The organism is Pseudomonas carassii, from assembly GCF_036324045.1.
GTDB lineage: Bacteria > Pseudomonadota > Gammaproteobacteria > Pseudomonadales > Pseudomonadaceae > Aquipseudomonas > Aquipseudomonas peradeniyensis.
The window spans coordinates 132,928-158,260 of the sequence record NZ_JAZDCT010000003.1 but is presented as its reverse complement, the minus strand read 5'-3'; the positions used below and the strand labels follow the sequence as shown (position 1 = coordinate 158,260).

The window sequence follows — 25,333 nt, the reverse complement described above, 5'->3', positions numbered from 1 at the left end:
TGCGGCCCTTTCGCGGCACTAGGCCGCTCCTACAGAGATCGCGTACATCCGCTGGCACCGGATGACAAACACCCTGGCGCATGCGGCCAAGCCGCTGGCCACCGCCATTGAATACTGTCTGTCACGCAGAGCCGGAAACGCATTTTGGGCCGTCCCTCGGCGGCCTCTTTTTCCGCACCCTTGCCCGTTACGAACTGCCTTTCGATAACCACAACAATCCCGCAAGGAAAAGTTCATGAAACCACGCCCCCTGTCCCTGTTGGGCGGCGCGCTGTTGGCGCTGCTTGGTACCACCACTTCCCTCACGGCCCTTGCCGACCTTACCCCCACGGGGGCCGAAAAGGCCGGTAACGCCGATGGCAGCATTCCCGCATGGACCGGCGGCCTGACCCAGGCGCCGGCCGGCTGGTCGCCGGGCCATGGCGATCCCTATGCCGGCGACAAGCGCCTGTATTCGATCGACGCCAACAACGTGGCCCAGTACCAGGGGCAGTTGCCGGAAGGGCAGGTGGCGCTGATCAAGGCCTACCCGGGCTATCGCCTGGACGTGTACCCCACCCATCGCAGCTGCGCGATACCGGTCGAGGTGGCCAAGCGTACCCAGGACTTCGCCGGCCAGGCACGCATCGGCGCCGATGGCTGGCGCCTGGAGCAGGCCGCCGGGGCCGCGGTGCCGTTCCCGCAACCGAAAAGCGGCATCGAGGTGCTGTGGAACTACAAGCTGCGCTACATGGCCAAGGGCCGCAAGGCGCAGATCTCGTTCCTGCGCCGCGAAGCCGGTGGCGGGCTCACCGAGATCCGCCAATGGGCCAGCGAGTACTACCCCTATAACGACCCGGCGGTGAAAGCGCCCGAGGACACCGGCGACATCGAAGCCAAGCTGCTCTACGACATCCAGTCGCCGTCCTCGCGCGCGGGTGAGATGTACCTGGTGCATGCCCGCCTGGACCAGCCACAGAACGCCTGGATCTACTTCCCCGGCCAGCGCCGCGTGCGCCAGGCGCCGACCTTCGCCTACGACAACCCGATCGCCGGCTCCGACAACCTGTACTTCGTCGACCAGATCAACATGTTCACCGGTGCCCTGGATCGCTACGACTTCAAGTTGGTCGGCAAGCGCGAGATGGTGGTGCCGTACAACTCCTACCGCCTGGTCGACAAGAGCAACACCTACGACAAGCTGATCGGCGAGCAGTACCTGGACCGTGACGCGCAGCGCTACGAAAAGCATCGGGTGTGGGTGGTGGAGGCCACGGTCAAGGCCGACAAGCGCCATTCGTTCGCCAAGCGTGTGTTCTATTTTGACGAGGACAGCTGGAGCCTGCTGCACGTGGACATGTACGACGCCAAGGGCAACCTGTGGCGGGTACAGGAGGGCAGCCTGTGGGCCGACCCCGAGATCCAGGCCTGCACCAGCTTCGAATATGTCAGCTACGACCTGATCGCCCGGCGTTACATCGCCGATGGCTTCACCCAGCAGGGCGCGGCCCTGGACCTTACGGCCGGCCTGCAGGGCCGGGTCAGCGACAAGCTGTTCAACGCGGGCGAACTGCGCCGTCGCGGCGAGCGCTGATCTTCGGGAGAACACAACATGAACAACCTCCCTTCGCGGGCATGGGCGAAGGCTGCCCCGTGCCCGGCGCTGGCCCTGGCGGCCGTCGGACTGCTCGGCGCACAGCCTTGCCAGGCGTTCACCTTCGGTAGCGAGGACGGGCTCTCGGGCAGTTTCGACTCGACCTTGTCCTACGGTTTCGCCAGTCGCCTGGAATCATCCGACTGCCACTTGTTGGGGAGCAACAATGGCGGTTGCAATACCGGTACTGGCAATGAGCTGGGCCGCTACTACAACCTCGAGCGTGGTAACGGCTACGCCAACGCCGACATCAACTACGCCAATGCCGACGACGGCAACCTCAACTACCACAAGCACGACGTGTTCTCCCAGGTGCTCAAGGGCACCCATGAACTGAGCCTGCGCTTCGGCGACGGCTGGAGTGCCCTGGGTCGGGTCGCCTGGGCCCGCGACTTCAAGATGGACGATACCCGCCGTACCGACCTTCAAGGCCCGGCCCGACGCGACGCCACCCAGCGCTTCGACCTGCTCGACCTGTGGCTGGCGAAAAGCTTCGACCTCGGTGAGATGCCGGCCAAGGTCAAGGTCGGCAACCAGGTGATCAGCTGGGGCGCGGAGATGTTCATCAGCGGTGGCATCAACCAGATCAACGCCCTGAGCCTGCCCAAGTACCACACCCCGGGCACCCAGCTCAAAGAGGTGTTCATCCCGGCGCCCATGGCCTCGTTCAGCCTGGGCCTGAGCGATACCCTGAGCCTGGAGGGCTACTACCAGTTCAAGTGGAATGCCTACGGCCTGGACCCGGTGGGCAGCTACTTTTCCACCGTCGATATCGCCGGGGAAGGACGCCGGGCGATCTACTACCCGACGAACTATATCGAGGGCCTGCAACCGGGTGTCTGCGCAGGCACGCCGACGGGGCGCTGCGGCGATCCGCTGAGCAGCGGGCTGAGCCATGAGCAGATCGTCGCCAATGGCCTGGCGGTGCCCTATGGCGGCGAGCGCAAGGCCAGCAACGGCGGCCAGTACGGCGTGGCCCTGCGCTGGATGGCCGAGTCGATCGGCACCGAATTCGGCCTGTTCTACCAGCGCTACCACGACAAGCTGCCCTTCATCGGCTACACGGCGCGTAGCAACCCGGATGCCCTGGTGGTGGACGACTACTTCATCAACTACGGCGAGGACAAGGACCTGTTCGGCGTGTCGATGAGCACCCTGGTGGGGCCGGTGGCCGTGGCCGGCGAGCTGTCGTTCCGGCCCCGCGACAGCGTGGCCATCGACCCGACGGTAGCCTTCGGGCAGGGCCTGACCGGCAGTTACAACCGCTACAGCGTGTTCGACACCGGCGAGCACAAGGGTTTCGTCGAGACGCGCAAGTGGCAGGCCGATGTGAATGCCACCTACAGCTTCTCGGGCAACGACCCGTTGGGCTTCATCCCCGACGCCCTGGGCGCCTCCGACGCGTTCCTGCTGGCCGAGGTGGCGGTGGTGCGCTATCCGGGCCTGGACCTGTCGGGCGAGGTGCCCTACGTGCTGCCGGACTACTCGCTGCCCGACCGCACCTCGTGGGGCTATGTGACCGAGTTCGGGGTCAACTACCCGAACCTGTTCGGCAGCGGCGTCACCGTCACCCCGCAACTGGACTTCAGCCATGACGTCAAGGGCACCACGCCCAACGCGATGCCCTTCGTCGAGGGGCGCAAGTCGTTGACCGCCTCCTTGCTGTTCAACCACCGCGACCGCTGGAAAGGCGGCCTGCAGTGGGTGCGCTACTGGGGCGGGGGCGACAACAACCTGATGGCCGACCGCGACTTCGTCAGCGGCAATATTTCCTACTCCTTCTGATCCGGCCGTCACGCGCTCAAAGGGCGCGGGGCGGGGAGGCTATTCATGCTGGCTTATCTGGTCTCGGCGCTCGAGCGCCTGGTCTTTCGCCATCGCCTGGCGACCCTCGGCCTGCTGGCCGTGGTCACCCTGGTGATGGGCCTGTTCGCCGCGCGTCTGGAGATGACGGCGGGCTTCGACAAACAGCTTCCGCAGCAGCACCCCTATATCAAGACGTTCAACCAGTACCGCGACGTGCTGTTCGGCGCCAACCGCGTCACCGTGGTGCTGCGGGCGCGCCATGGCGATATCTGGAACACGGCGGCGCTGACCCGTCTGCACGACCTGACCCAGACGCTGTTCTTCCTGCCGGGCATCGACCGGCGCAGCGTCACTTCGCTGTGGACGCCGAACACCCGCATGGTGCAGATCACCGAGGAGGGCATGAAGGCCGAGGACGTGGTCGGCGGCGATGTCACCGTCGGCAACCTTGATGCCCGGGCCATTGCCGGCATTCGCGAGCGCACCCTGGCCGGTGGCTTCGTCGGCAGCCTGGTGGCCAACGACCAGCGTGGGGCGATGGTGGTGGCCGAGCTGGCCGACCCGGATCCGGTGACGGGCAGGCGTCTCGATTACCTGGCCTTCAGCCGTCAGCTGGAGGAGCAGGTGCGGGCGCAGTACGCCGACGCCGACTTCGACGTGCAGATCATCGGCTTCGCCAAGCAGATGGGCGATATCGGCGCCGGTGCCCGCAGCGTGGTCGAGTTCTTTGCCTTGGCTTTTGTGCTCACGGCGCTGGCGGTCTACTGGTACATCCGCTCCTGGCGCCTGACGGCGCTGGCGCTGGTGTGCTCGCTGGTGTCGGTGGTGTGGCAGTTCGGCACGCTGACGCTGCTGGGCTTCGGCCTCGATCCGCTGGCGATCCTGGTGCCATTCCTGGTGTTCGCCATCGGCGTGTCCCACGGCGTGCAACAGGTCAATTTCATCGCCAAGGAGGTCTGCGCCGGCGCCAATGGCATGACCGCCGCCCGGCGCAGCTTCGTCGGCCTGATGATCCCTGGCACCCTGGCCTTGATCACTGCCTTCGTCGGCTTTGCGACGTTGGTGCTGGTGCCGATCCCGATGATTCGCGAACTGGCCATCACCGCGTCGGTGGGGGTGGCCTACAAGATCGTCACCAACCTGGTGATGCTGCCGGTACTGGCCAGCTACTGCCGTTTCGACGGTCGCTACGTGGCCAAGGTCGAGCGCCTGCGGGCGCGCCGCGAAGAGTTGATGACTGGCCTTGGGCGCATCGCCGAACCGCGCAACGCGCTGCGGGTGACCGTGCTGGGCGTTGGCCTGATGGCGCTGGCGGTGTGGCAGAGCCAGGGCCGGCACATTGGCCATGTGCTGCCGGGCGCGCCCGAGCTGCACGCCGACTCGCGCTACAACCAGGATGTGGAGCAGGTGGTCAGCCATTTCGCCCTGGGCCTGGACCTGTTCACCGTGGCCGTGCAGACCCCGGCGGGCGGTTGCTACCGGCATGACGTGATGGCCTATGTCGATCGCCTGACCTGGTACCTGGGTACCTTGCCCGGCGTGCTGTCGGCGCAGTCGCTGCCGGCCATGGCCAAGCTGGCGGCCTCGGGGGTCAATGAAGGCAACCCGAAATGGGCGGCGCTGCCGGTCGACGAGCTGTCCCTGGGCGAAACCGTGCGCCAGGTGCCCGAAGCGCTGCGCCTGTTCGATGCCGACTGCACCGTGCTACCGGTCAATTTGTACCTGGCCGACCACAAGGCCAGCACCCTCAAGCAGATAACCGCGGCCGTCGAGCAGTACCGCGAGCGCCATGTGCTGCCTGGGGTGAGCGTGCGCCTTGCCAGCGGCAACGCCGGGGTGCAGGCCGCCACCAACGCAGTGGTGGAGAGCTCCGAGCTGCCGATGATGCTCTATGTGTACCTGACCATCGTGCTGCTGGTGGGGCTGGTGTACCGCGACTGGCGGGCGATGCTCGCCTGCTGCCTGCCGCTGACCCTGGCGACCTTCCTCGGTTATTGGTTCATGAAGGCCCTCGACATCGGCCTGACCGTGGCCACCTTGCCGGTGATGGTGCTGGCCGTGGGCGTGGGGGTGGATTACGCCTTCTACATCTACAACCGCCTGCAGCTGCACCTGGCCGCTGGGTGCGACATCGTCAGCGCCTTCCAGCAGGCTTTGCGCGAGGTAGGCGTGGCCACGGTGTTCACCGCACTGACGCTGTCGGTGGGGGTGGCTACCTGGTCGTTTTCGGCGTTGAAGTTCCAGGCCGACATGGGCCTGCTGCTGACCTTCATGTTCATGGCCAACATGCTGATGGCGGTGACCCTGCTGCCGGCGCTGGCCGTGGTCCTGGAAAGGCTGGTTCCGCGACGGGGGCCGGTTCGTGCGCCCCTGGCCGCTCATTGAAAGGGGCTGAGGGATGAAGACTGTTCAGGTGTTGCCCTGGTTGCTGGGATTGATATCGGCAGGGCAGGCCGCTGCGGCGCCGGCCATTGCCCTGAGCGATGTACGCCACGCGCCCCTGGTGGCGGTGGCGCGGACCGGGGACGGGTTGGTCGCGGTGGGCGACCACGGCGTAGTGGCGTTGTACGCCGATGGCCAACAATGGCGCCAGGCGCGCAGCGTGCCGGTGGATGGTTTGCTGACCGCCGTGAGCTTCGTCGATCAGCGCCAGGGCTGGGCGGTGGGGCATGGTGGCGTGCTGTTGCACAGTGTCGACGGCGGTCAGAACTGGACCTTGCAACAGCGCCTGGAGGGCAAGCCGGTGCTGTTGTCGGTGCTGTTCACCGACGCCCACCACGGCATGGTTGTTGGTGCATACGGCTATGCGGCGCGCACGGCCGATGGCGGCGTCAGCTGGCAGCCGATGCCGATCGGCGAGGAGGGCGACGACTTCCACCTCAATCAGGTGTTCCAGGCCGCCGATGCCAGTCTGTTCATCGTTGGCGAGGCCGGTCATGCCTACCGCTCGAGTGACCAGGGGGCTTCTTGGCAGGTGCTGGACACCGGCGTCAGTGGCTCGCTGTGGACAGGCACTGGCCTGCGTGATGGCCGCGTCCTGCTGGCCGGCATGAGCGGGCGGGTGCTGCTGGGTGACAGCCAGGGTCGCCACTGGCGCGTGCTCGACAGTGGCAGCCGCGAGGCGATCAGCGCCGTGACGCAACTGAATGACGGCCGGGTGGCGCTGGTGGGTAACTCAGGCCTGATGGCGATCTCCGATTCTCAGGTGACGCACTTCACCAGCGCACAACGGGAGGACCGTCTGAACCTGGCGGCCCTGGCCGCGCACTCCGGCCACCTGCTGCTGTTCGGCGCAGCGGGCGTGATCGATGGCGTGGCACCGGATGCCAAGGCAGCTGTCACCGCGCGCCAAGCCTCTGAAAATGCCCCTCGATAGACTCAAGCCCAGGCCGATCGCCTGTTGCGGAGCCCCTATGTTCAAGCGTTCCTTGCGTCATCTGCTGTGTGGTCTGTGGTTGTTCGCCGGCGCCGCCTCGGCACTGGCCGACTTCGTGCCGGAGCAGGCCCGTGTCGAAGTGCTGGGCGATCATCGCGAGCAGCACTGGTTCTGGATCTGGGGCAGCAATGCCCCCAACATGGTTGATGGCCGTGCCTACCTGTTCGACGACCAGGGTCGCAATCTCGGTCAACTGAGTACCGGCATCTGGTCCAACGGCCTGCAGCTGGCGCACAGCCGCGATGAGCTGTATGCCACCGAGATCTACTTCAGCCGTGGCGTGCGCGGCCAGCGCAGCGATGTGGTCACGGTGTACGACGCCAGGACCCTCAGCCCCAAGCGCGAGATCGCGATCCCGGCCAAGCGCATGACCGCGCTGATCTCCACGGGCCTCAGCGTGCTGTCCGATGACGAGCGCTTCCTGCTGGTGCTCAATTTCACCCCGGCGCAGTCGATCTCGGTGGTCGATCTGGAAAACAGCCGCTTTGTCACCGAGGTGCCGATCCCCGGCTGCGCGTCGATCTACCCGGCCGGCCCTCGCGATTTCTATGCCATCTGCGGCAATGGCGGGTTCTTCCACCTGCGTCTGGACGAACAGGGACAGGTGGCGCTGCAGCAACGCACGCCCCCGGCGTTCGACCCGTTGCAGGACCTGCTGTTGACCACGGGCGTGCGCGATAGCGACACCTGGTACTTCGTCTCCCAGCACAACCGCGCCTATGCCCTGGACATGAGCGCCGAGGGTGTGCGCCCGCGCAAGCAGTGGTCGTTGCTCAGTGACCAGGAGCGCGCCGATGGCTGGGGTATCGCTGGCAACCATGGCGTGGCCCTGCACCGGCAGAGCGGGCGCTTGTACGTACTGATGCACAAGGACAAGCCGGAGAACTACCAGAAGCCCGGCACCGAGGTTTGGGTGTTCGATGTGGCTACGCAGCAGCGGGTGTCGCGCCTGCCGCTCAAGGAGCAGAGCACCGCCATCGGCGTCAGCCAGGGCGCGCAACCACGGCTGTACAGCCTGGACTGGATGGTGCCGATGCCGAGCCTGTTCACCATGTGGGTCTACCTGACCGAAGGCGAGGCCGGGTTGACCCCGCTGCTACGCCAGGGCGTGAACCTGTACGACGCCGACAGCGGCGAGCACCTGCGCAGCGTCGGGGACATCCCCCTGGGCTTCCTCAATGTGGTGATGCCATGGTGACCGTCGAACTGCTGCATGACCCCTTGGTGCATGTTGCCAGCGTCGGCGGGCTGGCCTTGCTGCTCGGCGCTGCCGCGTTGCACAAGCTGCACGATCCCCGGGTGTTCGCCGAGGTGCTGCAACGCTATGCCCTCGTATTGGGCCGCTGGTGCGCGGCGCCGGTGTGGGCGCACCTGTTGCCGGTGCTGGACGTGTTGGCCGCCGCCGGCTTGTTGCTGAGCCTGTGGTGGCCGTTAGCGACGCTGCCCGCCGTGGTGTTGCTGGTGCTGTATGCCGGCGTGCTGGCGGCGGCCGTAGGCGAGGGTACATCCCTGGAAGACTGTGGCTGCCACTTCGGCGGCCGTCGCCAGCCGCCGTCCCGGGCGCTGGTCTGGCGCAACCTGCTGCTGGCGCTGGCCGCCGGCAACCTGCTGGCACCGATGAACGAACGCGCGCTGACCTGGCTCGACGGCTGCACCCTGGTGTTCGCCTTCGTCTGTGTCGCCGCCCTGTACCTGCTGGCCAACCAGCTGATCTCCAACCGTGCACTCCCGAGGCAACGGCCATGACCTATGCACTGATCATTTCCAGCCTGTTGTCCTGGGCGATCATCCTGATGCTGATCCTTGCCGTGTGGGCCCTGGCTCGCCAGGTCGGGCTGCTGCATGAACGCATCCAGCCGGTGGGGGCGCTGTCCCTGGGCAAGGCGATCAAGGCCGGTGACACGGCGCCCGTGTTCACCCTGCCGAGTCTGACCGGGGGCTCGGTCAGACTCGGCGGCGCCAGCGGGCAAGGGCAGGGCACCTTGCTGTTCTTCCTTTCCGAAACATGCCCGGTGTGCAAGACGCTGCTGCCGGTGCTCGATGCGCTGCGCCGCCAGGAACGCCTGAGGGTCGTGCTGGCCAGCGATGGCGCAGCCGACGAGCACTTGGCCTTCATCGCCGCCCATGGTCTGCAGGCATTCCCCTACCTGCTGTCGCGGGAAGTGGGCCTGGCCTACCAGATCAGCAAGTTGCCCTACGGCGTGCTGATCGACGAGCACGGCAGCGTTGCCAGCCATGGCCTGGTCAACACCCGCGAGCACCTGGAAAGCTTGCTGGAAGCACGGCGCCTGGGGCATGCCACGGTCCAGGCGTACAGCGCCGCACAACAGGGGCTGCAGCCATGACGATCCGTTGGTTCGACGAGGCCACTCAACTGCTGACCCGCCGTGTCGCCCGCGGCACTTCGCGCCGGGGCTTTCTCAGCGGCCTGGGCACCTTGCTGGCCGGCGCCGGGGCGACCACCTTGCTGCCGGTGTTTCGCGGCGGCGCCTTTGCCCAGTCCAGCGCCGGTCTGCAGGAGTCGGGCGACCCGAACAGCTGCGAGTACTGGCGCCACTGCGCCATTGACGGTTTCCTCTGTGGTTGCTGCGGCGGTACCTCCAGCAGTTGCCCACCGGGCACCGTGCGCTCGGACATCACCTGGATCGGCACCTGCCGCAACCCCACCGACGGCAAGGATTATGTGATCTCGTACAACGACTGCTGCGGCAAGAGCAACTGCGGCCGCTGCGTGTGCCAGCGCGACCAGGGCGACACGCCGCTGTACCGCCCGCAGAGCTCCAACGACCTCAACTGGTGCTCCGGCAGTCAGGCGGACATGCCGTACCACTGCTCGCTGTCGGTGGTGATCGGGGTCAAGGAGTAGGGCATGGCCGTGCGTCGGATAGGTCTGCTGACGCTGGCCGTGCTGCTGCTCGCCGGCAACGCCCGGGCCACCGAGCCCCGCCAGTTCGACTACATGCTCAACTGCCAGGGCTGCCACCTGCCCGACGGCAGCGGCAATCCGGGGCGCAGCGTGCCGGCGTTTCCCGGGCAACTGGGCAAGTTTCTCGGGGTGCCGGGAGGGCGCGAGTACCTGGTACAGGTGCCGGGTTCGGCCTTGTCGGGGCTGTCGGACGAAGCCCTGGCGGGTGTCCTCAACTGGATGCTGGCGCGTTTCGACGCACGCCATCTGCCCGCTGATTTCAACCCCTATACCGGTGCCGAGGTGCAGCAGTGGCGCGGGGTGGTGCCCGCCGACGTCGAGACCACGCGCAATCGCCTGCTGCAACGCATCACTGAAAAAGAACAACGATCAGGGAACCCCGACCGATGAAGCAAAGCCTTTACGCTGGCCTGCTGGCCATGACCGCGGCCTTCGCCGCCCACGCCGAAGCGCCACCGACCCAGGCCGCCACCTGTGTGGCCTGCCACGGTGACCAGGGCCAGGGCAACCCCGCGCTCGGCGCGCCGCGGCTGGCCGGGCAGCAAGCCGAGTACCTGCTCACTCAGCTGCGCGACTTCAAGGCCGGGCGCCGTGGCTATGCCAGCGCAGACACCCATGGCGCACAGATGCGTGCCATCGCCACGACGATAGGCGATGGCGACCAGGAACCGCTGGCGCGCTACTTCGCAGGGCTGGGCGGTAGTTCCAGCGCTGCGTCAGCGGTGTCCGCCAGTCAGGGGCAGGCGCTGTACCAGGGCACCTGCGCCGCTTGTCACGGCCCGCGGGGAGAGGGCTTCGCGCACTTGAAAACGCCCAATCTGCGCGTGCTTGACCGGGTCTATCTGGAGCGCCAGTTGACGGCGTTCAGCGATGGGACACGAGGGGGCGAGCAGCATGGCAGCGAGCTGGCGATCTGGATGCGCGGCATTGCCTTGCAGCTGCATGACGAGGGGCCGCGTCAGGTGTTGATCGATTACATCGTCAGTCCATGAATCTGGGCTGTTGCGCAGCCCCTTTCGCGGCACGAGGCCGCTCCTACAGGGACCGCGTAGGCCCAATGCTCCACTCCTAGTATCTCGAACCAACGGAAATACCTCCCACCATGCCATCACCCAAGTTTCTCAAGGGCTTTCGCCACGAACTGGCCAACCGCGCTTTCGCCCTGGCGGCGGTCCGGCGCATGGCTTCGCGTTTGCAAGGTCAGCAGTCCCATCCATTCTGGAAGACCTACGCCGACCTCGAGCGCTTCAATCAGCCGCGCTACCAGACCGCTGCCGATCGCTGGGGTCTGGGTACCACGCCCGGCGTGCTGACACGGCTCAAGGCCTGGCTGCTGTCCTCGGTCCCGCGGCCCCTGCAAGGCCTGCTGCTGCGCATCGTCCACCACGAGACGGTGAAGTACATGGCCTGGCTGCAGGGCCTGCGCAAGATCGGTCCCGCGGATGCGCAGCGCTTCCTCGACTACATGATCGACCAGGAGCAACTGCAGCTGGACATGATGCGCCTGGCCCTCAATGGCCGCTACCGCGACGTGGTGCACCAGGCCGACACCTTCTTCCTCAAATACAACGGTGTGCGGCTGCTGGCCGAACACCCCTTGCCACCTGCCACCGCGGAGCTGCCATGAACGTCCTGATCGTCCATGCCCACAACGAACCCCAGTCCTTCAACAGCGCCATGGCCCGCCTGGCCGTGGAGGTCCTCGAGGGCCAGGGCCACAGCGTGCAGCTGTCGGACCTGTATGCCATGGGCTTCAACCCGGTCGCCAGCGCCGACGACTTCCGCCAGCGCGCCAATGCCGACTACCTGGTCTATGCCCTGGAGCAGCGCCATGCGGTCAACAACGGCACCCTGGCCGCGGACATCGCCGCGGAGCTGGACAAGATCCGCTGGGCCGACCTGATCATCCTCAACTTCCCCATCTACTGGTTCAGCATGCCTGCCATCCTCAAGGGTTGGATCGACCGGGTGTTCGTCTCGGGCTACTGCTATGGCGGCACGCGCATCTACGACCGTGGCGGGCTCAAGGGCAAGCGGGCGATGCTCAGTTTCTCCCTGGGCGGGCAGACCCACATGTTCGGGCCGGATGCCGTGCATGGCGATCTCGACGCGATGTTGCGCCCGATCCAGCGTGGGGTGCTGGGCTATGTCGGGTTGTCGGTGCTGCCGCCGTTCGTGGCGTTCCATGTGCCCTACATCAGCGAGCAGGCGCGCCAGCAGTATCTGGCGCAGTACCGCGAGCATCTGCTGACGCTCGATGAGCGAGCGCCGTTGGTGTTTCCGTCGCTGGATGACTTCGACGCCACCTTGCACCCAAGAGTCCTGTGACGGGGAGCGCTACTCATGCCTGTTGATGTCGAGCGTTGCGAAGGCATCGCGTTTCTCACCCTGGATCAGCCGCAGCGGCGCAACAGCTTCGACCTGCCCATGGCCATCGCCCTGCGCGATGCCGTGCGTGGCCTGACGCAGGAACCGCCGAAGGTGGTGGTGCTGCGCAGCCGTGGCGAGCACTTCTCGGTCGGCGGTGACGTCCACCACTTCCAGCAGCTGCTGCAAGGTTCGCCCGACGCCCGCAGCGCAGGTGCCGCGCAGCTGGTCGGCGCGGTGAACGAGGCGGTGCTCGGGCTCACTGGCCTGCCATGCCCGGTGCTGGGGCTGCTCAATGGCGCCGTAGCCGGCTTCGGCCTGTCCCTGGCGCTGGGCTGTGACCTGCTGGTGGCCGCCGAGGACGCCCGGCTGGTCTACGCCTACGGTGCCATCGGCATCACCCCGGACGGCGGCGGCAGCTGGCACCTACCGCGCCATCTCGGGCTGCATCGCGCCCTCGCCTTGGCGTTGCTGAACAAGTCCTTGTCGGCCCAGGAGGCCCAGTCGCTCGGGCTGGTGGTCGAGGTGGTGCCCGTCGACGCCTTGCCGGCCACCGGCCTGGCGCTGGCCAGGCGCCTGGCCGGCGCAGCCGCCGCTGCGCAGACGGGGGCCAAGCGGCTTCTGCGCGCAGGTCTGGAGGGCGATCTGGCCAGCGCGCTGGACCGGGAGCGGGGCGTGTTCGTGAGTCTCTGCGCCAGCGATGACTTCGCCGAGGGGGTGGAGGCCTTCTGTGAGCGCCGTCCGGCGTCCTTCGGCTAGAAAGCCCATCGTCTTTGCAGGGCTGTGAAAATCGTTGGAGGGGAGGATGGCGGATCCTCGCCAGAGCCACTCCTGCAAGACAGCGCGCCAGATCCAGCCTCCATTCGAGCGCCATTTCCGGAGTGGGGCAGCATTCTGTTACAGTCGCCGCCTCACTTTATCGGTCCGGGGATGTACAAGGATGTCGCTTCACGATTGGTTCGGTTTTGTCGTCGTCTCGATGCTGGTGACCCTGTCGCCAGGCCCAGGGGTCATCATGGCCCTGTCCAACTCGTTGTCCCACGGGCCGAGGCGGGCAATGCTCGGTTCGCTCGGCAACGCCTTCGGCCTGCTGGTGGTGTCCACCGCCACCAGTGCCGGCCTCGGGGTGCTGCTGCAAACCTCGGCCACGGCCTTCCTGCTGCTCAAGGTGCTCGGCGCGAGCTACCTGATCTACCTGGGCATCAAGCAATGGAAGAGTCGCACCAGCGCCTTTGACCAGCTGGAGCAGCCGACCAAGGCCATCGCCAGCAATCGCCGGCTGCTGCTCAACGGCGTGACGGTGGCGCTGACCAATCCGAAGGCGATCCTGTTCTTCGCCGCCTTCCTGCCGCAGTTCATGCGCACCGGCCACGGCGCCGACGGCCAGCTCGGTCTGTTGGTGGTCACCTTCGCCCTGTGCTCGATGCTCTCCCATGCTTTCTATGTCACCCTGGCCCAGGCCTTGAAACGCCAGCTGGCCGCACCGAACCGCGCGCGCCTGATGAACCGCCTGTTCGGCGTGTCGTTCATGACGCTGGGGGCCAGCCTGTTCACTGTTCAGGCCAAGACAGCCTGAAGCAAACGTCTCCAATAGGTATACCGCCATGGCACAAGCCACCGACCAGGCCTTCTACGACCGCGCCGACGCGCATATCGAACTGGCCAACCAGCAGATCGAAAAGCTCGAGGACCTCGGCAAGGTCAGCGCTTCGATGACCTTCGCCGCCAGTCGCTTCAATGCCTGGATGACGGCGCGCAGCTTCAAGTCGGCACAGGAGATGGCCGCCGCGCGGGAGGAGCTGCTGAAGTACTTCTGCGAGCAGTACCGGATGATGCTTGAGGACAACCTCGATGAGCATATCCAGCAGTTCGACCGCTATGTGCTGGGCAAGGACAGCTAAGGCCCGCCCAGAAAAATCGGGCATCTTCACACGACCTTGACAATCGCTGGAAGGAACGTTGACAGAGCCTCGCTAAAGTTCGCCCCCGTTGAAATGCACCGCGCAATGCCGGTGCGTTTCCCGTGGTGTCGAGAACCTTATCCAGCGAGTCATGATCATGTTCGAATCAACGTCCATCAGGAAGATACTGGGCACTTCGCTTGCCCTCAACGCGGCGCTTGCCTGCAGCCAGGCCAGCGCCCAGGAAAAGACTGCGCCGGACAGCCTCTGGGGCGACGAGACCCAGGTTACCGCCGGCTTCGCCCTGCATGCCGCGCCGCGCTACATGGGCGCGAAGGGCAGCCAGGGCCACCTGTTGCCATCGGTGACCGTCCAGCGCGGCATCTTCTTCGCCGACAGCCTCAAGGGCTTGGGCGTCCAGCATCAGTTCGACAACGGCTTCAGCGCCAGCCTCTCGCTTGGCTACGACTTCGGCCGTGCCGACGGTGACAGCAAGTACCGCGATGGCTCGGACCATTTGAAAGGCATGGGGGCGGTAGGGGGGGCGACGGTGGTCAACATCGACCTGGCCCAGCAGGTCCTGCCCTGGCTGGCGGTCACCGCCGGCGCCGAGTTGCGCACCGGTGGCTACAAGCGCGGCAACAGCTACCAGTTCGGCCTGCTGAATACGCTGCACCAGAGCGACGCCGACATGGTCACCCTGGGCCTCAATGCGCATGCGGGGCAGGCCAAGTACAACCAGACCTACTTCGGCGTCACTGCCCAGCAAAGCGACAACACCGATTTCGATCGATTCGAGGCGGACAAGGGCATCTATGCTTACTCGGGCGAGCTGTCGTGGATGCACCGGTTCGACCCGCACTGGTCGACCATCGCCAGCGTGAATGTGATGCACTACACCGATCAGGTTCGCCACAGCCCGATCATCCGCCAGGATACGCCGGTCACCTCGACCGTCGGGGTGCAGTACACGTTCTGACTCAGGCCTGCGGGAGGAACGCCTCCTCGATGAAGGTTTCGAGCGCCTGCGCCTCGATGATCTCGATCGAGAAATGCCCGAAACGCTTCGGCAGCCAGATGATGCGGGCACCGGCAGGCGACTGCAGGTGCTCGCGCGCCAGCGGCTTGCCGTTCTCGTCCTCGGGCTGGATGCCGTTGGCCGTCAGTTGGTCGTAGGCCTGCTCGATGTCCGGCGTGGAGTAGCAATGGCGATAGATCATCCCTTCGCCGTGGCTGTCGAGCAGGTCCTTGAGGTTGCCCGCCAGCGGCTGCACCAGCATGAAGCGCTCCTGGCCGACCCGGGCGATGGCGTAGTGTACGTGCAGGCCGCCGCGCTCCCAGACGAGCGTGCGCGAGATCTCGGCGCCCAGCACTTGGGCGTAGTAGGTACAAGCGGCCTGCAGATCGGCGACCAGCACGTCCACGTGGCTGAATTTCAGGTCCATCGCATCGCTCGCTATCTCTGCAGGTGTTGTCATCATCAGGCTCAGGGCTGTGCGGGGGAGGCGCTGTCTGCGCTGGCCTGCTCGGCGCCCAGGCTGGCTTCGGCCGCCAGCTTCAGCCGGTCGGCCTTGGAGATGTAGGTGTTGCGGTTTTTCGGCGCCAGCTTGGCGCTGGCCTTCTTGGCGTGGGCTTTCAACAGCTGGTTGATCTTTTTACGACGATTCATGTTTTATCGCTTCATTGGCGCCTGGTGGTACGGCAGGGACGAACGATACAGCAAAGTCCCACTGACGAATCGTCATATTCGCGCTACACCATCACCTGACGGGTTTGAACGAGCGACAGGCACGGAGCCTGTCGAACCCGACAAGGAGGTCATCATGCAAGGAACACCACGGCATTGCGCCTGGGCTAGAACACTGCTCTGGGGCTGGCTGGCCGCCGCCTCGCCGATTCTCGCCGAGGAAATCTGCGCGTTGCCCGACGTCGTCGAGCCCGCACCGGTGCGCCCGGTGGATTACGTCAACAAGGACCTGCCCACCGATTACCTGGCGCTGGTGCTGTCCTGGTCGCCGGAACACTGCGAGAGCCAGCGCAACAAGCCCAAGGCGCAACGGGACAAGCATGCCTTCCAGTGCTTCTCCGGCAACCGGTTCGAATGGGTGGTGCATGGCCTGTGGCCGCAGAACCGCTATGCCAAGTCCAACCAGGATCATCCTCGCAACTGCCAGAGCGTCGGCTCGCTGCCGGCACCACTGGTCAGGCAGCACCTGTGCATGATGCCGGGGCCGGACCTGATGCAGAACGAATGGCAGGCCCACGGCACCTGTGGCTGGTCGACCGCCGACCGCTACTTCGCCGATATCCAGCGGGTCTACGACACGTTGCGCCGTCCCGATACGCAAGCCATGCTCGGCAGCGACCCCGGCCCCAATCAACTGGTGAACGCCAAGGTCAGCGACATCAAGCAGGCCTTCCTGGCCCGCAACCCCGCGTTGCCGGCACAGAGCCTGCGGGTCTCGGTGGGTTCGGGCAACCGTCTGAAGGAGCTTTGGGTGTGTCTGGACAAGCAGCTTGCCCCGATCCCGTGCCCGAGCGGCGGGACCCCTGACAATCAATCGATCAAGGTCAGGACGCCGTTCCAGTAACCGGCCTGCAAGGAGTGCCCCCATGCGAGCATCCGCCACTGGCGACTACCTGCGCATCCGCGCCATCGCCGGCACCCATGTCGTGTTCCTGGCCTGGGACTTCGTCACGCCGCCGAGCCTCGAGGCACTGGTCGGCGAGCAGAACCTGCTGGGTTTTGCCGTACACCGCCGGTACTTCGACGCGACCGGCAAGTTGCGGACCCAATACTACCTGCGCGGCCTCAAGCGCTTCGCCGACAAGGACAAGGGGCTGCCACCGGGCACGCTGGTGCCGACCAGCGAGCATCCGATCCAGAGTTTCCTGTGGGCCGACTACACCGCCGCCGCCGGTGGGGAATACGAGTACAGGGTGCTGCCGGTGTTCGGCGAACCCAAGAACCTGCGCATCGACGAAGCCCGGGGCGTCGCGGTGCGCGTGCGCTGTGAACCCACGCTTGCGCCGGCCGACGAGGGCCTGGGACATGATATCCATTTCAACCGCGGCGTGATCGGCTCCCAGGCTTATGCCAGGGAGTTCGACAACGTCGCTCCCGACCCCGATGCGCCGACCTCCAAGCCGATGAAATGGCTTTCGCGGGGCCTGTACGAGGCCCTGCTCGACTTCATCGGGCGTGGCGGCGTGAAGGGCATGGGCCTGCGCGCGGCCTTCTACGAGTTCCAGTATCTACCGGTTGCCCAGGCCCTGCGCGAGGCCGCCCGCGAGGGCGACGTGCAGGTCGTCTTCGATGCCCACAGCAAGTACAAGGCGAACAACCTGGCCACCATCGAGCAGGCCGGCCTGCAGGCCTGGGTGCATCCGCGCACAGTCAGCGAAGGCATTCGCCACAACAAGTTCATCGTGCTGCTCAAGGACGGCCAGCCGGTCAGCGTCTGGACCGGCTCGACCAATATCTCGGCTGGCGGGATCTTCGGTCACTCCAATGTCGGCCATGTCGTCCACGACCCCATCATCGCCCGGCAATACCTGGACTACTGGACACGGCTGCAACAGAACATGACCCCGGCCAGGCTGCGCGCGCCCAACGCCCAGGCCAGCCCGTTGCCCGCCTTGCCGTTGCAGCCGGGCACCTACCCGCTGTTCAGCCCCCGCGAGCGCAAGGAAACGCCTCAGGCGCAGAAAACCTTGCAGTGGTACGCGGACCTGGCCGGCGCCGCCCGGCAGCTGGTGTGCTTCACCGCCGCGTTCGAGATCGCCCCGGAGTTGCAGAAGGTGCTCCAGGCGCAGAACGATGTGCTGCGCTACGTGATCAAGGACGATCCGCTCAGGAAGACCGAGGACATTGGCACCGACGGTGACGTGATCTTCGCCGCCGGCAGCTACCTGGGCGAGGACAACCCGCTGACCAACGCGCTCAAGGAGCGTGACAACCCGCTCAACAGCAACGACTTCGTGCATACCAAGTACCTGCTGGTCGACCCTTTGGGCGAGCAGCCCACGGTGGTGACCGGGTCGGCGAACTTCAGCGCCGCCTCCCAGGAGAAGAACGACGAGAACATGCTGGTGATCCACGGCGACACCCGGGTGGCGGACATCTACTTCGGCGAGTTCATGCGCCTGTTCGATCACCATTACGCGCGTTATCTGGCGGCCAAGTACCAGGCCCGGCCCGGGAACACCGGCAACTACCTCAAGGCGCAGGCTGGGCAATGGCTGCCGGCGCATCTGGATCCGGAAAATTACCGGTCGAAGCGGCGCCGCTACCTTGTCGGCTGACAGTCCCCTCGGGCCATACGCAATCCCTGTAGGAGCGGCCTTGCGTCGCGAAAGGGGCGCGCAGCGGCCCCAGGTGCTGAGCCACTCTCGAAATTGCCGGGGCTGCTGCGCAGCCCTTTCGCGACGCAAGGCCGCTCCTACAGGGGCATGCGCCGCTTGGGTATGTAGGTGATTTGCTCCAGGATGAGTAGGAGAAGCATAGCGATACTGTATAAACATCCAGTGTTTATTGGGATTTCTCCCAACGGTCGGCTTCAGTGCGCAAAATCGCCCCGTGGACAATAAATCCAGCTCCGTTAGTTTGAAGGCCTCTCCTTCGGAAAGGGAGAGTTCTCAAATCAAATGGAGCTATGAACATGAACCAACCACAAAACCAGAACCCACTTCGCCATGGCCGCGTCACTTCCCCGGCCTCCCGCGGCGCCGTCGCCATCGACCTCGGCGTGCTGAGCGGCTGGCAGGTTGACGAAATGGAAGGCGGCAAGAACTTCCCGGCCCTGGCGGCCGGCCCGTTCCCCGCACCGTTCCAGTCGGACAACCCGAGCGTCGCCCCGCCCGCCGACGGCTACATCCTCAGCGGTGGCAAGACCGACGCCCGCGACTGCGTCAACTTCACCGATGAGGAGATGAGCAAGAAGCTCAACCGCGCCTTCACCTGGCCGCTGGTCAACGTCGACCCCGGGCAACTGTTCAAGGTGACCTGGCGCTACACCGCGCCGCACACCACCCGCGGCTATCGCTGGCTGATCACCAAGGACGGCTGGGACCCGAAACAGCGCATTACCCGTGCGCAGTTGGAGGACAAGCCGTTCGCCGAGGATTTCTACCCGCAGGTGCCGTACTACAGCCATGCCGGCGAGCTGAAGGCCAAGGTCGACCACGAAGTGAAGCTGCCGGCCAACAAGAAAGGCCGTCATGTGATCGTCCTGATGTGGATCGTCGCCAACACCGGCAACGCCTTCTATCAGGCCTTCGACGTCGACTTCAAGTAAGTCCGCGGATCTTCCACACGTTCTAAAGGATTGGAACATGTCAAAGATTGACTTTACCCAACTGAAGGCCGCGCGGGACGACGCCGCCTCGCGCATGCCCAGCCTCGAGGGCAAGAAGATCCTCATGGGCTACTGGCACAACTGGCCGGCGGGTCCTGCGGACGGCTACCAGCGTGGGCAGTTCGCCAACATGAGCCTGGAGGAGGTGCCGCGCGACTACAACGTGGTGGCCGTGGCGTTCATGAAGGGCAGCGGCATCCCGACCTTCAAGCCGTACAACCTGTCCGATGCCGAGTTCCGCCGCCAGGTCGGCGTGCTCAACAGCCAGGGCAGGGCGGTGCTGATGTCCCTGGGCGGTGCCGATGCGCATATCGCGCTGAACCCGGGCCACGAGCAGCCGCTGGCCAATGAAATCATCCGCCTGGTGGAAACCTACGGTTTCGACGGGCTGGACATCGATCTTGAACAGAGCGCGATCGACTTCGCCGCCAACAAGACCGTCCTGCCCGCCGCGCTGAAGCTGGTGAAGGATCACTATGCCGCCGAGGGCAAGCATTTCATCATCAGCATGGCACCGGAGTTCCCCTACCTGACCAGCGCCGGGCGCTACGTCGACTACCTCAAGGCACTGGAGGGGTACTACGATTTCATCGCCCCGCAGTTCTACAACCAGGGTGGCGACGGGCTGTGGGTGCAGGAGGCCAACAACGGCAGGGGCGCCTGGATTGCCCAGAACAACGATGCGCTCAAAGAGGACTTCCTCTTCTACCTGACCGAAAGCCTGGTCAGCGGCACCCGCGGCTTCACCCGGATCCCGGCCGACAAGTTCGTCATCGGCCTGCCGGCCAACGTCGACGCCGCCGCCACCGGCTACGTGGTCAACCCGACGGCGGTGACCAACGCGTTCAAGCGCCTGTATGCCAAGGGCGTGTCGATCAAGGGCCTGATGACCTGGTCGGTCAACTGGGACAACGGGGTCAACAAGGACCACGTGCCCTACAACCAGGAGTTCAGCCGACGCTACGGGCCGCTGATCAACGGTACCAAGGCGCCCGCACGCACCCGCAAGGCACCGACCGGCGCCTGATCGAACCCGCATCGGGCAGACGTGCCTGAGGGTCGGCAGTCGAGGCCTGCCGAGATGATCGATCGATGAGAATCCGATGCCGCAAGGCATCGGATTTTTTGTTGTCTGCAGGATAGGGGAAACCCTGTGAGCCATATGTCCGAAAATGGCGAGCCTCAAACGAATCCAGGGCATAGGATGTCGTTCATGACAAACCTCATCGAGTCTCCCGAAAGCGATGCCTGCTACCTGGCCCTGAAGGCGCACGACGCGCGCTTCGATGGCGCCTTCTTCGCCGCGGTCACCAGCACCGGCATCTATTGCCGGCCGGTATGTCGGGTGAAGACGCCACGGCGCGACAACTTGCGTTTCTACCGTCATGCCGCCCAGGCCGAGGCGGCGGGCTTCAGGCCGTGCCTGCGCTGCCGTCCCGAGCTGGCGCCGCGCGCAGCGGCGTGGAGCACCGAGGATGCCTCGCGCATCCTGGCCGTGCAGGCGGCACGCTTGATGGACGAGCCGCAGCTCGTGCGCACGATGGTCGACATCGCGCAGCGCCTGGGGGTGAGCGATCGCCACCTGCGACGCATCTTCGAGGCGCACTTCGGTGTCTCGCCGCTGCAGTATCTGCAGACCCGGCGCCTGCTGGCGGCCAAGCAACTGATCGCCGACACGCAGCTGCCGATGACCCAGGTGGCGCTGTCCAGTGGCTTTGGCAGTGTGCGGCGGTTCAACGATGCGTTCTCGCAGCATTATGGCCTGAACCCCAGTATGCTGCGTCGCGCGCGGTCGACCGCGAATGGGCAAGGGGTGAGCATTCGCCTGGGTTGGCGCCCGCCCTATGACGTGGGGGCGATGCTGGGTTTCCTGCGCCTGCGCGCCATCCCGGGCCTGGAGTGGGTGGAGGGCCGGAGCTACACGCGCACCCTGCGTCTTGTGCAGGGCTCGCAGGCGTGCAGCGGCTGGCTGAGTGTGAGCCTTGATGACGAGCGCGCCCAGGCACTGGTGACGATCAGTGACAGCCTGGCCAGCGTGCTGCCCACGCTGATCAACCGCGTGCGAGCCGCGTTCGACCTGGATGCCGACCCAGTGGCGATCCACAGCGTGTTGCAGGTCACCTTCCCGCAAAGCGAAGGCATGCGTGTTCCAGGTGCGCTGGACGGCTTCGAGCTAGCGGTGCGCGCTGTGCTCGGCCAGCAGATCACCGTGGTCGCCGCACGCACGCTGGGTGCGCGCTTGGTCGCCGCTTTTGGCGAACCCATTCAGACCCCCGTCGCAGCGTTGGACCGTCTGTTCCCCACACCGGCCAGTCTGGCGGCGGCCAGTGGTGACGCCCTTGGCCGACTGGGCATCACGCGCCAGCGTCAAGCCGCGCTCAAGGCCCTGGCCGAGGCCGTGGGGGAGGGGCGCCTGGTGCTGAGCCCCGGCGTCGATGTCGCGGCCACCTGCGCCCAGTTGCGTGCCTTGCCCGGTATCGGCGACTGGACGGCCCAGTACATCGCCTTGCGCGCGCTGCGCTGGCCCGATGCGTTTCCGGCGGGTGACGTGGCATTGCAGAAGGCCCTGGGCGTGAGCAGTGCCAGCGCCGCTACGCAGGCCGCGCAGGGCTGGCGGCCCTGGCGGGGTTATGCGGTGCTGCGCGCCTGGCAAGGGCTGGCGGGCGAGGCGCGTGCAAACTGACAGGCAGCATCCTTGGATCGCGGGGTGGCAAATAGCTATAACTGCCACTCGCCTGATGACCCGCTGCGCTATATCATCGCGCCCCCACAGCCGGCAGCAGTCACCCCTCGACCTACCGTCGGCAACCGATGGAACGTGATCCCCTCCAAGGACTTTTCATGCCTGGATTTCTCCGTGCATTCGCACGTCTGTTACCCCTTGCCCTGTTGACGGGCTGCGCCGCCAAGTCTCCGGTCCTCGTCACTGCGCCCCTGCTACCGGCCGCAGGCGATCCGGTCGCGTACCTGGTCGGCAGTATCGGTCCGCTAGGTCGCGACAGTGCCTACACCAACCAGCGGATCCTGTTGCGCAAGCGCGGCTCGCAATACGGCGCGGCGGCCTGGTGGGGCCACGCCGAGGTGGAACATACCCCGAAGGACATCGAAGAGGTACGCGGCAACGACAAGAACGCGCTCCCCGGCGAGGCCAGCGTCTTCGTCATGCCGCTCAAGCCCGGCGACTACGAATTCTACGATTTCCAGTTCTTCTGGACGGGTTTCAACGGCGCCTACAGCACCCTCCAGGCGCGGGAGCAATTCCTGGTGCCCATGCACCTGGAGGCGGGCAAGGCGTATTACATCGGCGAGTTCCGCTCGCGCTGCCTCGGAACTTCGGCCTGCATGTTCTTCCATGGCGACCAGCAGCCAAGGGATGAAGTGATTGCACGGCGGCAGAATCCCGGTTTGCCAACCTTGCAGGCGTTGAGTCTGAACATGGCGCCGGCGTTTCCCTTCGTCGTGGCGCTGCCCGTGGCCGGCCCGGCGGATGACAAGCCAGGCAATCAGGAGTCCAAACAATGAAAAAGTCCCTGCTTCTCACCGCTGGCCTGCTGCTGGGCGGCTGCGCCGGCACCCAGACCCTCCCCGACCCGCAGATCAGGGACGGCCAGGATTACCTGCCGCCGATCACGGTGATGGTCGATTCGCTCGAGCACAGTTACGAATTGCGCAACTACCTGCGTGAAAGCGGTGTGTTCAGCAGTGTCGAAAGCGGCAGCGCCGCCGAAGGGCAAACCCAGGTGATGGTCAAGCTGGATGCTCAGCGCAAGGTCGCGCCCATGCCGTTGCTGTTCCTCAGTGCCGCCACCTTGTTCCTGCTGCCGTTGCAGAATGACATGGACACCAAGGCCGACTTCACCGTGATGCGCGACGGCAAGGTGCTGAACCGCTACCACTATGAAAACTACATGGCCAAGTACGCCTGGCTGCTCGATCTCGGTATTCCCGAGCGCCAGGAAAACATCCGCCGCGTCGCCCGCGCCTTCGCCCGTGACATGCAGGCCGCGAGCCTGGCGGGCAATGCGCCGCAGGCGCAGCGATGAATCGCCTGTACACGTTGGGGCTGACCGCTGCGGGGCTGCTGGCGCTGGGCGGCTGCAACCCATCGATGAAGCCGCTGGGCTACCACGCGGAAAAACCCTATGTGCCGATGAGCCTGGTGGTGATGCCGGACGGTTACACGCGCTTCGACATCCAGGAGCGCAACGAGCTGACCGCGGCGGTCAGGTCGTCCGCTGCGTTTTCCTTCGTCGACCATGGATTCCCCCGCAAAGGCTATGGCCTGGTCATCACTCAGCCGCCGGGCAAAGGGGGAGGGGTGCTGGTGGCACTCAACGCGTTGACCTTGCTGACCTTCCCGATGCCCTACAGCTATGTGCACAACCTCACCGGCCAGGTCTACAAGCACGGTCAACTGCTGCGCACCTTCAGCTACAAGCGCGAGGGCCTGAGCGTGGCCGCCTGGTACGTGCCGCCGCCGATCACCGAGAACCAGCGGCAGATGCTCACCGAGCTGATGTCGGACCTGGAGGCCAGCGCGCTGATTCCCCATGTCGGTGACGAGGGTCAGTCGGCGGTGAGCGCTGGGTTGGGGCTGTCCGGCGCAGAGTGAACCTGCCCTGGTTGGAACGGGGCACCGCGTTGGTTCTGACAGCGCCAATCGCTCAGGCTTGGTTGGCGCTGCTTGAAAGTGCCCTCAATACGGCCATGGCGCTCTGGGCGTCATCCACACCGACAAAGATGTGGTCATGGTGATAGGCCGCCACCACGTTGCAGCTGATGCCGGCCTTGCCCAGCGCGGTGGCGAACGCCGCGGTCAGGCCCACGGCTTCGAGGGATGAGTGGACGGTCAGGGTGATCCAGGCGCACACGTAGGTGTAGGGCAGTTGCATCGCGTCCGCGACCGTTCGCTCGAGGATGACCGTCCAGCCTTCGTGCTCCCTGAAGCTGCCGACAATGTTCAGGTCTTGCAGTTGTGAGGCGTCGGTGACCGTGGCAAAGACATACTCACCGTCGTTGAGTACGGGTTTCATGGACTGGAGGAGTTTTTCAATCGAGGTTTCGCCATGCATCATGTGGGCTCCTGGGGTGGTGAGCCGGCAGTCTAGAGCGTTCACCGGGGACGATTGAAATTAGCATTGCACGCCGGGCATTAGGACAATCGATGAGCCGGGTGCTCACCGACCCAGGCGTAGGCGCACCTGGCGTCACCCAGCCAACGCAGCTCCAGGTTGATACAATCGTTGTCTTGACCAAATGGGATGGAACTCATGCATCCCAATGTATACGTGGTGTCAGGAAAGGAGCTTCCATTGACAATGTTAATCAAACGACTGACGCCGAATCATGCAGCTGTCTACCGGGAACTGATGCTCAAGGCCTACCGTCTTCATCCCGATGCCTTTACCTCTGATGCCGATGAGCGTGAAGCCCTGCCAATCAGTTGGTGGGAGAAAAGATTGAGTACCGGACCTGATGCTGCCGACGCAGTGTTCGGCGCTTTTGAAGGTGAGCATTTACTTGGTGTCGCCGGCCTTTCCATGGAGAAGAGGATGAAGGCCAGCCACAAATCCACGCTCTTCGGGATGTACGTCCCACTCGCTCATCGTGAAAGAGGCCTCGGACATGACCTTTTGCGCACTGTCCTGGCCTTTGCGAGCGCTCAGCCGCAGCTTTTGCTGGTCCAGCTCACTGTGACAGAGGGCAATACAGGCGCACAAAAACTCTACGAGCGGATGGGGTTCAGCCCTTTCGGGCTGGAGCCACTGGCCGTGGCGGTAGGGGATCGGTTCGTCTCGAAGGTGCATATGTGGCACGATCTTCGAAGTACTAAGCACGGCAAAGGGTAGTAGCCTGTTCCAAGCCTCGACAATCAGGATCTGCAGGGAAAATAGCCCTGCGGCAAAC

The 25,333-nt window shown here is 65.1% G+C and carries 28 protein-coding genes; 25 read left to right on the top strand and 3 right to left on the bottom strand.

Features of this window, described 5'->3' with window-relative positions; all coding sequences use genetic code 11:
- Positions 1–235: 235 nt before the first annotated feature.
- The 16 genes from V0R62_RS03395 to V0R62_RS03320 all read left to right on the top strand — a co-directional run bounded on the left by V0R62_RS03395 (position 236) and on the right by V0R62_RS03320 (position 15,048).
- Entirely contained in the window at positions 236–1,573 is a 1,338-nt protein-coding gene (locus V0R62_RS03395; RefSeq protein ID WP_330102745.1) for a DUF1329 domain-containing protein, read from the top strand.
- Positions 1,574–1,591: 18 nt separating this feature from the next.
- Positions 1,592–3,418, top strand: coding sequence for a DUF1302 domain-containing protein (locus tag V0R62_RS03390; RefSeq protein WP_330102744.1), 1,827 nt, complete (start codon positions 1,592–1,594; stop codon positions 3,416–3,418).
- Between the two features lie 45 nt (positions 3,419–3,463).
- Positions 3,464–5,824 carry an efflux RND transporter permease subunit gene (locus V0R62_RS03385; protein ID WP_330102743.1) on the top strand — a complete coding sequence of 787 codons (2,361 nt, stop codon included), beginning with the start codon at positions 3,464–3,466 and terminating at the stop codon, positions 5,822–5,824.
- A 13-nt stretch (positions 5,825–5,837) separates the two neighbouring features.
- A complete protein-coding gene (locus tag V0R62_RS03380; RefSeq protein WP_330102742.1) occupies positions 5,838–6,815 on the top strand; it encodes a WD40/YVTN/BNR-like repeat-containing protein in 978 nt (325 codons plus the stop codon).
- A gap of 37 nt (positions 6,816–6,852) precedes the next feature.
- A complete protein-coding gene (locus V0R62_RS03375) occupies positions 6,853–8,073 on the top strand; it encodes an amine dehydrogenase large subunit (protein WP_330102741.1) in 1,221 nt (406 codons plus the stop codon).
- Positions 8,067–8,621 (top strand): MauE/DoxX family redox-associated membrane protein, encoded by a 555-nt coding sequence (locus tag V0R62_RS03370; protein WP_186734037.1) that lies wholly within the window; start codon positions 8,067–8,069, stop codon positions 8,619–8,621. Before V0R62_RS03375 ends, V0R62_RS03370 begins: the two co-directional genes overlap by 7 nt.
- Positions 8,618–9,220 (top strand): methylamine dehydrogenase accessory protein MauD, encoded by a 603-nt coding sequence (gene mauD / locus V0R62_RS03365; protein WP_330102740.1) that lies wholly within the window; start codon positions 8,618–8,620, stop codon positions 9,218–9,220. The genes V0R62_RS03370 and mauD overlap by 4 nt, the downstream gene beginning before the upstream one ends.
- Entirely contained in the window at positions 9,217–9,741 is a 525-nt protein-coding gene (locus V0R62_RS03360; protein ID WP_330102739.1) for a methylamine dehydrogenase light chain, read from the top strand. The genes mauD and V0R62_RS03360 overlap by 4 nt, the downstream gene beginning before the upstream one ends.
- A 3-nt stretch (positions 9,742–9,744) precedes the next feature.
- Entirely contained in the window at positions 9,745–10,191 is a 447-nt protein-coding gene (locus tag V0R62_RS03355) for a c-type cytochrome (protein ID WP_330102738.1), read from the top strand.
- The gene (locus V0R62_RS03350) at positions 10,188–10,793 is read left to right on the top strand and encodes a c-type cytochrome (protein WP_330102737.1); all 606 of its coding nucleotides are present in this window, start codon (positions 10,188–10,190) and stop codon (positions 10,791–10,793) included. Before V0R62_RS03355 ends, V0R62_RS03350 begins: the two co-directional genes overlap by 4 nt.
- A 110-nt stretch (positions 10,794–10,903) precedes the next feature.
- The gene (locus V0R62_RS03345) at positions 10,904–11,428 is read left to right on the top strand and encodes a hypothetical protein (protein WP_330102736.1); all 525 of its coding nucleotides are present in this window, start codon (positions 10,904–10,906) and stop codon (positions 11,426–11,428) included.
- Entirely contained in the window at positions 11,425–12,129 is a 705-nt protein-coding gene (locus V0R62_RS03340) for an NAD(P)H-dependent oxidoreductase (protein ID WP_330102735.1), read from the top strand. The genes V0R62_RS03345 and V0R62_RS03340 overlap by 4 nt, the downstream gene beginning before the upstream one ends.
- Before the next feature lie 15 nt (positions 12,130–12,144).
- Positions 12,145–12,927, top strand: a complete 783-nt coding sequence (locus V0R62_RS03335; RefSeq protein ID WP_330102734.1) for an enoyl-CoA hydratase/isomerase family protein — start codon at positions 12,145–12,147, stop codon at positions 12,925–12,927.
- Between the two features lie 181 nt (positions 12,928–13,108).
- Complete coding sequence (locus tag V0R62_RS03330; RefSeq protein ID WP_330102733.1) at positions 13,109–13,744, top strand: LysE family translocator; 636 nt, start codon at positions 13,109–13,111, stop codon at positions 13,742–13,744.
- 28 nt (positions 13,745–13,772) lie between these two features.
- Entirely contained in the window at positions 13,773–14,069 is a 297-nt protein-coding gene (locus V0R62_RS03325; protein ID WP_050706039.1) for a DUF3144 domain-containing protein, read from the top strand.
- 157 nt (positions 14,070–14,226) lie between these two features.
- Complete coding sequence (locus tag V0R62_RS03320; protein WP_330102732.1) at positions 14,227–15,048, top strand: MipA/OmpV family protein; 822 nt, start codon at positions 14,227–14,229, stop codon at positions 15,046–15,048.
- Between the two features lies 1 nt (position 15,049).
- Here V0R62_RS03320 and V0R62_RS03315 read toward each other — a convergent pair whose 3' ends face one another.
- Together V0R62_RS03315 and V0R62_RS03310 are read right to left on the bottom strand one after the other, a co-directional pair.
- Entirely contained in the window at positions 15,050–15,514 is a 465-nt protein-coding gene (locus tag V0R62_RS03315) for a VOC family protein (protein ID WP_330102731.1), read from the bottom strand.
- Between the two features lie 41 nt (positions 15,515–15,555).
- Entirely contained in the window at positions 15,556–15,738 is a 183-nt protein-coding gene (locus tag V0R62_RS03310) for a DUF2986 domain-containing protein (RefSeq protein WP_330102730.1), read from the bottom strand.
- Positions 15,739–15,892: 154 nt separating this feature from the next.
- Between V0R62_RS03310 and V0R62_RS03305 the strand changes: the two genes are divergently transcribed.
- The 8 genes from V0R62_RS03305 (at position 15,893) to V0R62_RS03270 (ending at position 24,038) form a co-directional block, all read left to right on the top strand.
- The gene (locus V0R62_RS03305; RefSeq protein ID WP_330102729.1) at positions 15,893–16,660 is read left to right on the top strand and encodes a ribonuclease T2 family protein; all 768 of its coding nucleotides are present in this window, start codon (positions 15,893–15,895) and stop codon (positions 16,658–16,660) included.
- A 22-nt stretch (positions 16,661–16,682) separates the two neighbouring features.
- Complete coding sequence (locus V0R62_RS03300) at positions 16,683–18,374, top strand: phospholipase D-like domain-containing protein (RefSeq protein ID WP_330102728.1); 1,692 nt, start codon at positions 16,683–16,685, stop codon at positions 18,372–18,374.
- Between the two features lie 356 nt (positions 18,375–18,730).
- A complete protein-coding gene (locus V0R62_RS03295; RefSeq protein ID WP_028689290.1) occupies positions 18,731–19,366 on the top strand; it encodes a lytic polysaccharide monooxygenase auxiliary activity family 9 protein in 636 nt (211 codons plus the stop codon).
- A gap of 37 nt (positions 19,367–19,403) precedes the next feature.
- The gene (locus V0R62_RS03290; protein ID WP_050706034.1) at positions 19,404–20,453 is read left to right on the top strand and encodes a chitinase; all 1,050 of its coding nucleotides are present in this window, start codon (positions 19,404–19,406) and stop codon (positions 20,451–20,453) included.
- Between the two features lie 186 nt (positions 20,454–20,639).
- Positions 20,640–22,109, top strand: coding sequence for a DNA-3-methyladenine glycosylase 2 family protein (locus V0R62_RS03285; protein WP_330102727.1), 1,470 nt, complete (start codon positions 20,640–20,642; stop codon positions 22,107–22,109).
- A 158-nt stretch (positions 22,110–22,267) separates the two neighbouring features.
- Positions 22,268–22,948 carry a hypothetical protein gene (locus V0R62_RS03280; protein WP_330102726.1) on the top strand — a complete coding sequence of 227 codons (681 nt, stop codon included), beginning with the start codon at positions 22,268–22,270 and terminating at the stop codon, positions 22,946–22,948.
- A complete protein-coding gene (locus V0R62_RS03275) occupies positions 22,945–23,469 on the top strand; it encodes a hypothetical protein (protein WP_330102725.1) in 525 nt (174 codons plus the stop codon). Before V0R62_RS03280 ends, V0R62_RS03275 begins: the two co-directional genes overlap by 4 nt.
- Positions 23,466–24,038 carry a hypothetical protein gene (locus V0R62_RS03270; protein WP_330102724.1) on the top strand — a complete coding sequence of 191 codons (573 nt, stop codon included), beginning with the start codon at positions 23,466–23,468 and terminating at the stop codon, positions 24,036–24,038. Before V0R62_RS03275 ends, V0R62_RS03270 begins: the two co-directional genes overlap by 4 nt.
- A 52-nt stretch (positions 24,039–24,090) precedes the next feature.
- On the opposite strand, the gene V0R62_RS03265 is transcribed toward V0R62_RS03270, so the two are convergent.
- On the bottom strand, positions 24,091–24,498 hold the full coding sequence (locus V0R62_RS03265) for an ACT domain-containing protein (protein ID WP_330102841.1): 408 nt from the start codon (positions 24,496–24,498) through the stop codon (positions 24,091–24,093).
- Positions 24,499–24,696: 198 nt separating this feature from the next.
- Between V0R62_RS03265 and V0R62_RS03260 the strand changes: the two genes are divergently transcribed.
- Complete coding sequence (locus tag V0R62_RS03260; protein WP_408005623.1) at positions 24,697–25,275, top strand: GNAT family N-acetyltransferase; 579 nt, start codon at positions 24,697–24,699, stop codon at positions 25,273–25,275.
- Positions 25,276–25,333 lie beyond the last annotated feature (58 nt).